The sequence below is a fragment of the Microbacterium sp. zg-Y1090 genome (assembly GCF_030246945.1).
In the GTDB taxonomy this organism is placed as follows: domain Bacteria; phylum Actinomycetota; class Actinomycetes; order Actinomycetales; family Microbacteriaceae; genus Microbacterium; species Microbacterium wangruii.
On the sequence record NZ_CP126742.1, the window covers coordinates 265,173 to 278,676 of the forward strand.

A 13,504-nucleotide genomic window follows, 5' to 3' on the forward strand; every position below is an offset into this window, starting at 1 on the left:
GGGGATCAGCCGCCGAACCGCGCGCGCAGGCGGGGCAGGATCTCGGCACCGTAGGTGCGCAGAAACCCCTCCTGGTCGAAGCCGGGGTCGTGGAACACGAGGTGGCGGAAGCCGAGATCGACGTAGCGGGCGATCTGCTCGACGTGCTCGTCCGGATCCGTCGAGACGATGAAGCGCGACGCCGCGCGCTCGATCGGCAGCTCGGCTGCCCGGCGCTGCATCTCGATGGGGTCGTGGATGCCGGTCTTCTCCTCGGGTGACAGCGCGAGCGGTGCCCAGAACCGCGTCTTATCCAGCGCCTCCTCGCGGGTGTCCGCCAGGGACACCTTCACCTCGATGAGGGTGTCGACATCGTCGGGGGTGCGACCGCCCTTCTCGAGACCCTCCTTCAGCGCGGGCAGCAGTTTGTCGGTGTACAGCGCCGGATCCTTGCCGCTCGTGGTGATCCACCCGTCGGCGATGCGACCGGCCAGACGGGTCGCGGCCGGTCCGGACGCGCCGATGTAGATCGGCACCGGCTGGTCGGGGCGGTCGTAGACGGTGGCATCCTTGACGCTCCAGAAGTCGCCCTCGTACGTCACCCGCTCCTCCGCCCACAGCTCTCGGATGAGGGTGATGGCCTCTTTCATGCGCTGGAAGCGCTCGGGCGGGTCGGGCCAGTCCAGGCCGAGGGTGACTTCGTTCAGCGCCTCCCCGGTGCCGACGCCGAGGATCATCCGCCCCGGGAACATCACCCCGAGCGTCGCGAACGCCTGAGCGATCACGGCGGGGTGGTAGCGGAACGTCGGGGTGAGCACCGATGTGCCCAGCAGCACCCGGGAGGTGCGCGCCCCCACCGCACCGAGCCAGGGGAGAGCGGCGGGGGCGTGGCCGCCCTCGTGCATCCAGGGCTGGAAGTGGTCGGAGATGAACACCGAGTCGAAGCCGACCTCTTCGGCCAGCACGGCGAAGTCGGCCAGCTCGCCCGGTGCGAACTGCTCGGCTGACGCCTTGTACCCGAGACGGAAGGGCACGGTCATGACGATCTCCTCTCGTCCCCGCCGGCGGTGGCGGGGATGGTCGTGAACTCGGTGCCGTCGGCGCGGGCGAGCCGGGCACGGAAGGCGTCGACCGTGCCCGGCCACAGCAGGGTGAGCCTGCCGCGGTCGACGTACCAGTTGCGGCATCCCCCGGTCAGCCAGGGGGTGGTGCGGGCGGCCCGGTCGATCTCGGCGGTGTACGCGGCCTCGGCCTGCGGGTCCACCCGCAGCACGCCTCCGGGCGCCTGCGCGCGCTGGGCGAGGGCGCGCACCGCGTAGGCGGCCTGCTCCTCCAGCATCAGCACCGACGAATTGTGGCCGAGTGAGGCGTTCGGGCCGTCGAGCACGAAGAGGTTCGGAAAGCCCGCGACGACGGTGGAGGCGAACGAGGTCATGCCGTCGGACCAGTGCTCCGCAAGCGTGAGCCCTTGCTCGCCGGTCACGAGTTCGGCGTACGGCTGACGCTGCGAGACGAAGCCGGTGGCCAGCACCAGGGCATCGGCTCGGTGCCGGGTTCCGGATGCCGCGACCAGCGCGCCGTCGTCGTCGACGGCGGCCAGAGCCGAGGGCTCCAGCGTCACGGCGGGCGAGGCGACGGCGGGGTAGAAGTCGTCGGAGAGCAGCACCCGCTTGCACCCGAACGAATACTGCGGGGTCAGCGCGGCGCGCAGCCGGGCGTCGGGCACCTGTGCGGCGAGGTGATCGAGGGCGACCTGGCGCGCGGCGGCGGAGGCAGCGGCGTCACCGGATCGGGAGGCGAAGCGGGCCTCACCCTCGACGTACAGCGCCGCGCGCAGCGCCGCGAGCTCCTCGGGGTGCGTCGCGAACCGCTCCCGCTCGGCGTCGTCGTAGGCGCGCTCGTCGCGGGGGACGATCCACGCGGGGGTGCGCTGGAAGAGGGTCACCTGCGCGGTGGTCTCGGCCAGGCGGGGCATGAGCTGCACGGCGCTGGCGCCGGTGCCGACGACGGCGATCCGGCGCCCGGCGAGGTCGGCACCGTGGTCCCAGCGGGCGGAGTGGAAGATCGGCCCGTCGAACTTCTCGAGCCCCGGGATGTCGGGGATGGACGGCTCCGTCAGGCGCCCGCACGCCAGCACGAGGGCGTCGGCCGTGAGCGGCCCGCGGCCGGTGTCCAGCGTCCACCGCGACGCGGCGGCATCCCACTGCGCGGACAGCAGCGGGGTCTGCAGTCGCAGCCGATCGCCGAGGTCTTCGGTGGCGGCGACGTCTTCGAGGTAGCGGTGGATCTCCGCCCCCGCGGCGTAGCGTGCCGACCAGCCCGGGTTCGGGTGCGTGGCGAACCCGTACAGGTGGGACGGCACGTCGCAGGCGACCCCGGGGTAGGTGTTGTCCCGCCAGGTGCCCCCGACGGATGCCGCGCGCTCGAGGATCACGAACGACGACCGCCCCGCACGGCGCAGCGCGATGGCCATGCCGAGGCCCGCGAACCCCGCGCCGACGACGGCGACCTCGACGTGCTCGGTCACCGGTCGTCCCCGCGTTCGTCTGCGTTCGTGGTCGCCTCCTGGGGCTGCTCGAGTGTCGCGTCCGCACGGTTGTCGTGTGCGGGATCCGCCACTTGCGACACCGGAGCGGCCCCGGGTGCGGGGGCGGAGGTTCCGGCGGGGCGGAGAGCGTGCTGGGGCTGCTCGAGTGTCGCATCCGCACGGTTGTCGTGTGCGGTACCCGCCATTCGTGACACCGGAGCAGCGCCGGCGGCGACCCCGCGGGCGCCGGGGACCCCGCGGGCGGCGGCGACCCCGCGGGCGGCGGGGCGCGGCGTGCCGTAGTCGGTGGTGCGCAGCCGGAACGGGCGGAACAGGCGGGCCGCGAGCCGGGCGGCATCCGCTACGGGCAGCTCGCTGCCGTGCTCGATCCCGGCGGCGGGGAGCACCCGGCCGTCGAGCAGGGTGCCGCCCAGGTCGTCGGCGCCGGCGTGCAGCAGCACCGCGGCGGCATCCACGCCGACGCGTGGCCACGGCACCTGCACGTGCGGGATGGCGCCGGCCAGCATCAGCCGCGCGACGGCGGTCATGGCGCGGTGCTCGTCGATCGCCGCGCGGCCGGGCACGAGGGGCACTCCCCCCGCGGGGCCGGGGAGGGGGATCGGCACGAACTCGCTGAACCCTCCGCCGGATGCGGTGGCGACGGCGGCCTCCTGCAGGCGCCGCAGCAGGCGCAGGTGGGCGATGCGCTCGTGCGCGGTCTCGACGTGGCCGTAGAACAGCACGCTCGTGGAGCGGAACCCGTGGCGATGCGCGGCCGAGATCCCCTCGACCCAGCGGTCCACCTCGAGATCGGTGGGGAAGGCAGCCATCCGCACCCGCTCAGCGGCGACCTTCACGCCCGTGCCCGGCACGGTGTCCACGCCCACCTCGCGCAGCGCGGCGAGGGCGCCGTCGAGGCCGAGGCCACCGCGCTCCGCGAGATCCCACACGTCCTGCGGGCGATACGCATGCAGGTGGATGCCGGGTGCAGCCTGCTTCACCGCGCGGGCGATGTCCAGGTAGGCACCGGGATCCTCGCTGTCGGGCAGGCGGCCCTGCACGCACAGCTCGGTGGCGCCGAGGTCGGCGGCGTCCGCGGCGATCCTGCCGACGTCGGCGAGGTCGAACTCGCCCGGCGCGGTCGCGCCCGCGGCGCGGAAGCCGGTGGAGGTGAGGTTGCGGTTCACCACGAGGCTCACCGCCTCGCCCACGGTGTAGCGCCGCAGGTCGTCCGCGGTCGCGACGAGCGCCTCGAGGTCCGCGCCGGTGGACGTGAGGAGCAGGGCCCAGTCGTCATCGCCGAGGGCGGTCGGGTCGGCGGCGGCCTGCTCGGCGAGCCGCGCCCGGGCGCCGCCGGTGCTTCCGGCGGCCGAAACGGGGGTCCCGCCCTCGGCCGGAACGCGGGTGCCGGCGCCGTCGTGTGCAGGACCTCGCTGAACTGTGCCGTGCGGGACGAATTCGGCCGCGGACGGTGCCGTGGCGGCCGCCGTGGCGACGTTGTGCACGCGGCCGTCGGCAGAGGCAGCGGCAGCAGAAGCATCGGCGGGCTCGGCGCGATCAGGAGAAGGAGCAGCGGCTGCGGCGGGCGCCGCAGCGAGCGACGTCTGCGGGTCGGCGAGGGCCGCGACCGGCGCGTGCATCGCCGGGTCGAGCCACTGCTCGCCGCGGCGGAGGTACTCGGGGTGGGCTGTCAGCCGCTCCCGCAGCTCGAAGCCGAGCGCGGCGGTGCGCGCGGCCAGCTCGTCCAGGTGCGGCCACGGACGCTCGGGGTTGACGTGGTCGGCGGTCACCGGCGACACCCCGCCCCAGTCGTCCGCTCCGGCCCGCACGAGCAGGTCGAACTCGGCGGGATCCGACAGGTTCGGCGGCACCTGCACCCGCATCCCCGGCCCGAACACCAGCCGGGCGACGGCGACCGCCGCGACGTACTCGCGCAGCCCGGCGTCGGGTGCGGACTGCGCGGCCGTCCGCGGCTTGGCGCGGAAGTTCTGCACGATCACTTCCTGCACGTGCCCGTGCCGGTCGTCGGCGTCGCGGATGGCCACCAGCGACTCGGCGCGGTCGCGCAGAGTCTCGCCGATGCCGACGAGGATGCCGGTGGTGAACGGAACCTGTGCCCGCCCGGCGTCCTCGATCACCCGCAGCCGCACCGCGGGGTCCTTGTCGGGCGACCCGAAGTGCACCTGACCTGGCTCGGTGAACAGGCGCCGCGATGTCGTCTCGAGCATCATGCCCATCGACGGCGCGGTCGGGCGCAGTGCCACGATTTCGTCGTAGGTCATGACCCCCGGGTTCAGGTGCGCCAGCAGCCCGGTCTCGGCGGTGATCAGCCGCGCCATGCGGCCGACGTAGTCGAGCGTGGAGGCGTAGCCGTGCTCATCGAGCCAGGCGCGGGCGGCGGGCCACCGGTCCTCGGGGCGGTCGCCGAGGGTGAGCAGTGCCTCCTTGCATCCCTGCGCCTGTCCCTGCCGCGCGACCGACAGCACCTGCGCCTCGGTCATGTAGAGCGGCTTGTGCAGGGTGGCCAGCTGGCCGGGGGTGTCCACGAACACGCAGTAGTGGCAGCGGTCGCGGCAGAGGGTCGTCAGGGGCAGGAACACCTTGCGCGAATACGTGATGATGCCGGGGCGTCCTGCGGCGGCGAGCCCGGCATCGCGCTGGGCGCCGGCGATCGTCAGCATCCGTTCGAACTCGTCGCCGGTGGCGTGCAGCAGCACCTCGGCGTCGTCGACCCCCACGCGCTCGCCGGCCGCAGCGCGACGCAGGGCGTCGTCGACGGTCGCCGCGGCGGGGGGAGGCTGCAGGAGTGTCACCGGTCAAGTGTCCCACCGTGAACCGCGGGCGGGGCGGCCAGATCGTTGCGGTCCCGTAAGCAAACGAGGGCGAGGTCGCTGGCAGACTAGGAGCATGGTGACCCTCCTGCTGGACTCGACGCGACTCGAGATCGTCTTGTCGGCCACCGAGCGTCTGCTCGCATTCCACAAAGGGAATGTCATCGTGCCGCGCGACACGATCGCGAAGGTGCAGCTCATCGACGACCCGTGGAGTTGGCTGCGCGGCATCCAGAGCCCGGGCACCCGGCTGCCGGGCGTCATCGCGATGGGCACCTGGAAGTCGGTGAACGGCGTCGACTTCGTCATCGTTCGCCGACGCCTGCCCGGCGTCGTGATCGACCTCGAGGGCCACCCCGAGTTCCAGCGCATCGTGCTCAACACGCGCCACGGCCTCGCCCTCATCCAGGCGCTGCGTGTGGATGCCGGCGAGCAGCCGGCCGATGTCGTGGCTCTCGCCACGGGCGCGGTTCCCACCGCCGGTGCCGCGGAGGAGCCGCCCGCCGACGAGCCCGAGGCGCCCGCCGAGGCCGAGTCGCCGAAGGCGGCGCCCGGTGCCGTGCCGGTGCCGGCGCGAAGCCCCGCACCGCACGCCCGGCGAAGCCTGCCACCGCACGCCCGGTCAAGCCCGCCACAGCCTGACCCGCCCTGCCTCGCGCTGAGCCTGAGCCGCGCGCTCACACCGAGTCGCGCTCAGGCGACGTCGCGCTCAGACGACGTCGCGCTCAGGCGACGTCGCGCCGCCAGCTGAACAGCTGCGCGAGCAGGAGCAGCACGACGGCGAGGCCCAGCAGCACCAGGCCGCCCGCCCACCATTCGAGGGACGGTGCGGACCCGCCGCCGGCGTCGACCATCGCGCTGGTGTACAGGCTCGCGCCCACCAGCGCATCCGAGGCGGCGCCGGGGAGGAACTGCACGATGTCGCCGGCGCCCTCGACCAGCGGCACCAGGGTGCGCACGACCGGCTCCAGGAACTGGGTGAACACCAGCGCGCCCACGATCGCGACGATCTGGTTGCGCACCAGCGCGCCCACGCCGATGCCGATCAGCACCCACAGCACGAACGCGGCGAGCATGCGGCCGAGCATCGCCCAGATGTCGGTGTCACCCAGCTGCGTGTCGACGCCCTGCAGCGCCAGCAGGCCGGCCGACGGACCCGTCGAAGCCACGATGCCGATCACGCCGTACAGCAGACCCAGACCGATGCCCACGATGACCTTCGCCGTGAGCACCCGCCCACGGCGCGGGGTGGCGAGGAAGGTGGGAGTGAGTGTCTTGTGCCGGATCTCCGTGGTCACCATCAGCGTGCCGATGAGGAGCGGGAACACGTAGCCCATCGCGGTGGCGAGGGAGTACAGCACGGACGGCAGGCTCTCCTCGGGTAGCACGGGAGCACCCTCGCTGCCCGGCAGCGCGCCGGTGGCCGCGGCGGCGAAGAAGAACGCCAGCCCGGCCGCGGTCGATCCCACGTAGAGCAGCAGCACCAGGGCGAGGATCCACCACGACGAGGTGGAGAACTGCTTGGTGTTCTCGGACTTGACGGTGCCGATGAAGCTCATCGGTCGCCCCCTTCCGTCGCGGCCGATGCCGCCGGGGCGGGCTCCTGGAACGCGCTCGGGTGCGTGCGGGTGCCGGAGGCCAGCTCCAGGAACACCTGCTCCAGCGACGGTCCCTGCCGCTGCAGCAGCGACAGCGCGATGCCGGCGGATGCCGCGACGGCACCGATCTGAGCGGGCTCGGCCGCGGCGATCCGCAGGCCCGCACGCAGCGGCTCGGCCTCGATCCCCGCGGCGGCGAGTGCCGCTGCGAGGGCGGCGCGGTCGGGGGCGTCGACGACGGTGGCGTATTCGGCCGGGTCTGCGAGGTCGTCGATGGTGCCCTCGAAGACGAGGCGGCCGCGGGCGATGACCAGCAGCGAGTCGACGGTCTGCTGAACCTCGGTCAGCAGGTGGGAGGAGATGAAGACGGTGCGTCCCTCGCGGGCGAGAGCCTTGAGGAAGTCACGCATCCACCGGATGCCCTCGGGGTCGAGACCGTTGGTGGGCTCGTCGAGCACGAGCACACCCGGGTCGCCGATGAGCGCGGCGGCCAGGCCGAGCCGCTGACGCATGCCGAGCGAGTAGCCGCCGACCTTGCGCCCCGCGGCATCAGCGAGTCCCACGAGTCCGAGCGTCTCGTCGACGCGTGAGGTGGGGACATCGGAGGCCTGTGCCAGCGCCGTCAGGTGCGCCGCGGCGGTGCGGCCCGGGTGGAAGCTCGAAGCCTCGAGCGCCGAGCCCACGCTCTGCAGCGGATGAGGCAGCTGCGCGTAAGGCGTGCCGCCGATCGTGGCGGTGCCCTCGGAAGCGCGGACGAGCCCCAGCAGCATCCGCATGGTCGTCGTCTTGCCTGCGCCGTTCGGGCCGAGGAATCCGGTGACCCGCCCGGGCTCCACGCGGGCGGTGAAACGGTCGACGGCCCTCAGGGAACCGAAGCGTTTCGTGAGGGCGGAGAACTCGAGCACTTGTCCGTCGGGCATGCGCTTCCTCTCTTTTGTGCCCAGTCTGGCCGGGATGGGGGGATAATGCGAAACCGCTACCGTGTGGGGATGAGCCGACCCGATTCCGAGTCCCGTGTGCGGGTGCAGCGCCGTGACGGCGTGGGGCACCTGACCCTCGACCGCCCCCGTGCCATCAACGCCCTCGACCTCGGCATGGTCGAGGCACTCATCGCCGCGCTCGACGTGTGGCGGGAGGACCCCGATGTCGCGCTGGTGCTGCTGGACGGCGCCGGCGACCGGGGGCTCTGCGCCGGCGGCGATGTGCGCGGGCTCTACGACCAGATCGTGGCGGGTCGCCCCGAGGACACCGCACTGTTCTTCCGCGCGGAGTACGCCCTCAACGCGATGATCGCGGAGTATCCGAAGCCCGTGGTCGTGCTGGCGGACGGCATCACGATGGGCGGCGGCATCGGCCTGGCCGGGCACGCGGCGGTGCGGATCGTCACCGAGCGCTCACGGCTGGCGATGCCCGAGACCCGCATCGGCTTCACCCCCGACGTCGGCGGGACCTGGCTGCTCGGCCGTGCCCCCGGCCGTGTGGGGGAGTACCTGGGGCTGACCGGGGCGACGATGGATGCCGCGGATGCGATCTACGCCGGCTTCGCCGATCACCTGGTGCCCGCCGAGCACCTGCCCGAGCTGCATCACGCGCTGCAGACGCGGGCCGATCCCCAGACCGCCACCGAGCTGACTCTGCTGTTCGACGCGACGCACGGTCCGTCGCGGCTGGAGTCCGACCGCCCCTGGATCGACGACGCGTTCGCGGCCGAGACCGTCGCGGAGATCATCGCCCGCCTGCGGTCGCGTCCGGAGCAGCGGGCGGCCGAGGCCGCCGACGAGCTGGAGACCCTGTCGCCGACGGCGCTGACGGTGACGCTGGCCGCGGTGCGGCGCGCGCGCACGCTGCCCGACCTGCGCGCGGCGCTGGCGCAGGAGTACGGCCTGGTCATGTGGTTCGCCCAGACTCAGCCTGACCTGCCGGAGGGCATCCGCGCGCAGCTGGTCGACAAGGACCGGTCGCCGTCGTGGCATCCCGCGTCGCTCGCCGAACTCGGCCCGCGCCTCGTCGACGACGCCTTCGCGTTCGAGCCCGGCATCCCGCTCTGGGGATAGCCTTCCCGTCCGTCCGGCGAGCGACCGGCCGCCAGCGGCGCACGTACGATGGGTGGTCGAGCCCTCGGGGAGGCACCGTGTTCGACAGCCCACTTTCCGCGTCGGCGTACGACGTGCTGGGCGTGGATGCCGCCGCCGACGACGAGACCCTGCGTCGCGCCTACCGGCTGAGACTGCGCCAGACGCATCCCGACACCGGGGGCGATGCCGCCGTGTTCGTGCAGGTGCAGCGGGCGTGGGAGCTGGTGGGCACCCCGGACTCCCGCGCGGCATACGACCGCGGCCACGGGTTCGGCGCGGCCGCGGCCCCGGACTTCTCCGGCTGGAAGGCGCCGACCGCCCGCACCGACACCCGTCCGCGGGCACGGTCGTTCGGGCACCCCGGCGGATGGCGGCGCGAACGCTACCTGGCCCTCATCCGCGAGTGGGCCGGTCGCGGCGTCGACCTGCCCGACCCGTACGATCCGGCGCTGGTGCGCACCGCCCCGCACGAGGTGCGGCGCCTGCTGGCCGACGCGCTCGCCGAGGAGGCGACGGCGCGCATCGTCGCCGACCTCGGGATGGGGTACACCGTGTGGCACGACGTCTCGGCGCCCGCCCGCGGCGACGGCCCCGACGCCAAGCTCGACCACATCGTGCTGGGGCCGAGCGGGCTGTACGCGGTGCTGTCGGAGGACTTCGGCGGGCCGGTGCGCGTGCGCCGCGGCGAGCTCGTCGGCGACGGGGTCGAGGGGTCGCCGGTGGGTGACCTGGTCGCCCGCACCCGCACCGTCGCGCGCGCTGCGGGCGTGCGGTTCAGCGGGGTGCTGGTGGTGCTGCCCGACGACGACCTCGTGCAGCCCATCGAGGAACTGGGGAAGGTGCGCGGACTGCCCGTCGCGGTGGTGTCGCGCAGCGCGCTGGCCACCGTGCTGCGCCGAGGCATGACCGGCGCCCGCGACATCGGTGGCAACGAACTGTTCGACGTGCGCTCGCGCCTGCAGCGCACGGTGCGCTTCGTCTGACACCGCCCCCCGTCCTGCGCCGGGGGGCGCGACCGTGCGAGGCGCGGGTACCGTTGCCGTGTGGACCCCGTGATCGCGACCTTCGTCATCCTCGGGCTGGCGGTGATCGCGTTCGTCAGCGGGAAGATCCCGATGGCGGTCGTCGCCGTCGCGGTGCCGCTGGGGCTGTGGGCGACCGCCATCCTCACGCTCCCCGAGGCGTTCTCGGGCTTCGGTGACCCGACGGTGCTGTTCATCGCGTCGCTGTTCATCGTCAGTGAGGGACTGGATGCCACCGGCGTGACGGCCTGGGTCGGCCAGCAGGTGATCACCCGCGGTGGCGCGGGCAAGCGCCGGCTGCTGGTCATCGTGGGGGCGATGTCGGCGATCCTCACCGGCTTCATCAGCATCAACGGCGCCGTCGCGGCCCTGCTGCCTGTCGTCGTCGTCGTGGCGGTGCGCGCCGGCATCGTGCCGTCGAAGATGCTCATCCCGCTGGCCTTCACCGCCAGCGCCGGGTCGCTGCTGACCCTCACCGGCACGCCGGTGAACCCGGTGGTCTCGCAGCTGGCGGTGTCGGCAGGAGGACGCGCGTTCGGGTTCTTCGAGTTCGCGCTGGCCGGGGTGCCGCTGGTCGCGCTGACGATCGCGGTGGTCGCCGTGCTCGGGCCGCGGCTGCTGCCCGAGCGCTCCCCCGACCACTTCGACGCCGCCGCGGACCCCAGCGCCGCGGCGCAGGGCTGGCGTGAGACGTACGACGTGGACCTGTCGACGAAGACCCTGTTCAACCCCACCGACGGCGTCGTCGAGGTGCTCGTCGCCCCCCGCTCGAGCCTCATCGGGCGCAGGGTCTGGCCGGGGATGACCACCCGCGACGACAACCTCGTGATCCTCGCGGCCCGCCGCGGCGCGGCCGAGCCGCCGCACGTCTCCCGTGCCGGCACAGCGGGCGGGCTCACGCTGCAGGCGGGCGACGCGGTGCTCGTGCAGGGCACGTGGGCCGAGCTCGAGCGATACATCCGGTCGCCCGACATCATCGCCGTGACCTCCCCGCAGGCGCTGCGGCGTACGGTGCCGCTGGGGCGTGGCGCGCGCCGGGCCCTCGTCATCCTCGCCCTCATGGTGGTGCTGCTGGCCACCGGCGCGGTGCCGCCCGCCGTGGCCGGCCTGCTGGCGGCGGGGGCGATGATCGTCACGCGTGTCATGTCGATGCCGCAGGCGTACCGGGCGATCTCCTGGACGACGGTGATCCTCATCGCCGGCATGGTGCCGCTGTCGTCGGCGTTCGTCTCCACCGGCGCGGCCGACGTCGTCGCCGAGGTGGTGCTCGGCATCACCGGATCGGCCGCGCCGCACCTGGCGCTGCTCGTGCTGTGCGTCGTGACTGTCGTCCTCGGCCAGTTCATCTCGAACGTCGCGACCGTGCTGATCGTCGCCCCGATCGCGGTGTCGATCGCCGGCACCCTCGGTCTCAGCGTGCAGCCCTTCATGATGGCGCTCACCGTCGCCGGGGCCGCGTCGTTCCTCACGCCCATCGCCACCCCGGTGAACGTGATGGTCATGCAGCCCGGCGGCTACCGCTTCGGCGACTACTGGCGCCTGGGCGTGCCGCTGACCGTGGTGTTCCTCGCCGTCGCCGTGCTCTACGTCCCGCTCATCTGGCCCTTCTGAGCCGAGCCCGGATGCGGGCGCTCAGCCGGCGAGGCCGAAGAGCTCCAGCGGATGGGTGAGCCGCCACCAGGCTGTCGGGCCGGGCAGGTCGGAGGCGAGACGCACCTCCACCGTGTCGCTGTCGAGGGGGCCGGTGACGGTGAGGGTACCGGCGGCCGCCCCGGCCGTGCGGGCATCCGCGCCGTCCTCGAGGCTGACGTCGGCGGTCACCGGCGCGCTGGCGCCGTTCCACAGCACGACCGACGTCGCGTCGGCGGTGACCAGTTCGGTGTCGGCGCCCCACGCCGTCGTGACCGATCCGGCGACGGTGCCCGCGGCGACCGTCGGCCGCGCCTGCAGCTCGCTCTCGAGTTGCGCGAGCAGCGCCCGGGCCACCGCGTTGCGCGCTTCGCCGTCGCCCTGCGCCATGACCGCGGCGTACATGCGCACCGGCGTCTCGTCCACGACGAGGTCCTTCGCCACCAGGAGGTTGAAGTGCTCCCACAGCGCGCCGGTCTTGATGCCGACGACGCCGGGGTCGGCGAGCAGCGCATTGGTGTTCTCGATGAGACCCGCGCCGGGCAGCTCGGCCGTCGGCATGCGGACGATCTCCGCGACCACCGGGTCGGCCATCGCCAGGTCGGCCAGCGCGATGAGCGAGGCCGGGTCGGCGACGTTGTCCTCGTCGATGCCACTCGGATCCACGACCGTCATGCCGGTGAGCCCGCGCTGCGAGAGCCAGGCTGCCGCGGCATCCGCGAAGACCTGGTCGCTCGGCCAGAGGTCGGCGGCGAGGCGATCGGCGTAGTTGTTCGCCGAGGCGATGAGGATTCCCTGCATCAGCTGGTACTGCGTGAGGGTGCCGTCCACCGGCACCGGAAGGGCGGACTCGCCCCGCTCCCGGTAGCGCCAGTAGCTGCTCTGGTCGGCGGCGGTGAAGCCGTACTCCGGCCCCTGCTCGCCCACGGCGAGCGGCATGCGGTCCAGCGCCATCAGCACCGTGACGACCTTCGTCAGGCTCGCCATCGAGATGGGGTCGCCGGTCGACGCCGCCGCGCCGGTGATGCCCTGCACCCCCAGTGCGGCACCGCCCTGCTCGGGCCAGGCGGGAGCGGACGCCGGTGCGCTCACCGGTGCCAGCTCGGCCGTGGTCACCTGCGGCGCGACCGCATGCAGCGGCCACAGGAGGGTGGTCGCGGCGTAGAGGACGATCACGCCGATGATGCTGAGCAGCGGCACGAGCACCCCGGCACGCAACGGCGAGCGGCGCGGGCGCACGGCCAGCAGATCGGGCTGCACCGTCACGTACGGCGTCGCGGCGGTGTCGAGGCTCACGCCGGGAGAGGCCGCGGCCACGGCGTCCTCGTCCACCCAGGTGAGGGCCAGGCGCCGCGGGGTGCGGCGCGGCCCGGCCGTCGATTCCTCGTCGGCGCGAATCGCAGCGTCCTCGTCGTCGGCGACCGGCGGCAGGATGCCGGGGGTGGCCAGGCCGGAGACCGCCACCGGGACCGCCACGGGGGCGGGTGGCGCGGCGGCTTCCGACGTGGACTCGATGTCGGAGTCGGCGGTGGGTTCGGGCTCGGGCTCGGGCTTGGGGTCCGGCTCGGGCTCGGGCTTGGGCTTGGGGTCCGGCTCGGGCTCGGGCCGCGGGTGCGGGCGCGTGGTCACGGACTCGTGCGCGGCCTCCGCCCCCGACGGGGTGCCGGTGGCGTCCGCCCCGTTCCCTGCGGCATCCGCCGTCGTGTCATCGGCGGTGGTGCCGGGCGTCGGGCGCGTGGCGTCGCCGGCGACCGCGCGCTCCCGCGCTCGGCGGGCACGGCGCGTCAGCGGGGGCGCGTCCTCTGTGGTCACTCAGCAAAAATACCCCGTCTCAGCCGTGGGT

At 73.5% G+C, this 13,504-nt stretch carries 10 protein-coding genes; 4 read left to right on the top strand and 6 right to left on the bottom strand.

What is annotated here, in order from left to right:
* Positions 1 to 5: 5 nt before the first annotated feature.
* Genes fgd through cofG form a run of 3 tightly spaced genes read right to left on the bottom strand, consistent with a single transcriptional unit; the run spans position 6 to position 5,319 of the window.
* Entirely contained in the window at positions 6 to 1,019 is a 1,014-nt protein-coding gene (gene fgd / locus QNO26_RS01210; RefSeq protein WP_257532987.1) for a glucose-6-phosphate dehydrogenase (coenzyme-F420), read from the bottom strand.
* A complete protein-coding gene (locus tag QNO26_RS01215) occupies positions 1,016 to 2,506 on the bottom strand; it encodes a flavin-containing monooxygenase (RefSeq protein WP_257638635.1) in 1,491 nt (496 codons plus the stop codon). The genes fgd and QNO26_RS01215 overlap by 4 nt, the downstream gene beginning before the upstream one ends.
* Positions 2,503 to 5,319 (bottom strand): 7,8-didemethyl-8-hydroxy-5-deazariboflavin synthase CofG, encoded by a 2,817-nt coding sequence (cofG, locus tag QNO26_RS01220; protein ID WP_257638636.1) that lies wholly within the window; start codon positions 5,317 to 5,319, stop codon positions 2,503 to 2,505. The genes QNO26_RS01215 and cofG overlap by 4 nt, the downstream gene beginning before the upstream one ends.
* A gap of 94 nt (positions 5,320 to 5,413) precedes the next feature.
* Between cofG and QNO26_RS01225 the strand changes: the two genes are divergently transcribed.
* Complete coding sequence (locus QNO26_RS01225; protein WP_257638637.1) at positions 5,414 to 6,088, top strand: dihydrolipoyllysine-residue succinyltransferase component of 2-oxoglutarate dehydrogenase complex; 675 nt, start codon at positions 5,414 to 5,416, stop codon at positions 6,086 to 6,088.
* Here QNO26_RS01225 and QNO26_RS01230 read toward each other — a convergent pair.
* Both QNO26_RS01230 and QNO26_RS01235 read right to left on the bottom strand, forming a co-directional pair.
* Entirely contained in the window at positions 6,063 to 6,896 is an 834-nt protein-coding gene (locus QNO26_RS01230; RefSeq protein WP_257532996.1) for an ABC transporter permease, read from the bottom strand. The two genes, QNO26_RS01225 and QNO26_RS01230, sit on opposite strands and share 26 nt — an antisense overlap.
* Positions 6,893 to 7,855: an ATP-binding cassette domain-containing protein gene (locus QNO26_RS01235; protein WP_257638638.1), complete on the bottom strand. Its 963-nt coding sequence runs from the start codon at positions 7,853 to 7,855 to the stop codon at positions 6,893 to 6,895. The genes QNO26_RS01230 and QNO26_RS01235 overlap by 4 nt, the downstream gene beginning before the upstream one ends.
* A 69-nt stretch (positions 7,856 to 7,924) precedes the next feature.
* Here QNO26_RS01235 and QNO26_RS01240 point away from each other — a divergent pair, with 69 nt between their 5' ends.
* The 3 genes from QNO26_RS01240 to QNO26_RS01250 all read left to right on the top strand — a co-directional run bounded on the left by QNO26_RS01240 (position 7,925) and on the right by QNO26_RS01250 (position 11,643).
* Entirely contained in the window at positions 7,925 to 8,989 is a 1,065-nt protein-coding gene (locus QNO26_RS01240) for an enoyl-CoA hydratase/isomerase family protein (RefSeq protein WP_257638639.1), read from the top strand.
* 77 nt (positions 8,990 to 9,066) lie between these two features.
* Positions 9,067 to 9,993 (top strand): DnaJ domain-containing protein, encoded by a 927-nt coding sequence (locus tag QNO26_RS01245; protein WP_257638640.1) that lies wholly within the window; start codon positions 9,067 to 9,069, stop codon positions 9,991 to 9,993.
* 60 nt (positions 9,994 to 10,053) lie between these two features.
* On the top strand, positions 10,054 to 11,643 hold the full coding sequence (locus QNO26_RS01250; protein ID WP_257638641.1) for an SLC13 family permease: 1,590 nt from the start codon (positions 10,054 to 10,056) through the stop codon (positions 11,641 to 11,643).
* Positions 11,644 to 11,664: 21 nt separating this feature from the next.
* Here the strand turns inward: QNO26_RS01250 and QNO26_RS01255 are convergent, their stop codons facing one another.
* A complete protein-coding gene (locus QNO26_RS01255) occupies positions 11,665 to 13,473 on the bottom strand; it encodes a D-alanyl-D-alanine carboxypeptidase family protein (RefSeq protein WP_257533005.1) in 1,809 nt (602 codons plus the stop codon).
* Positions 13,474 to 13,504: the final 31 nt, after the last annotated feature.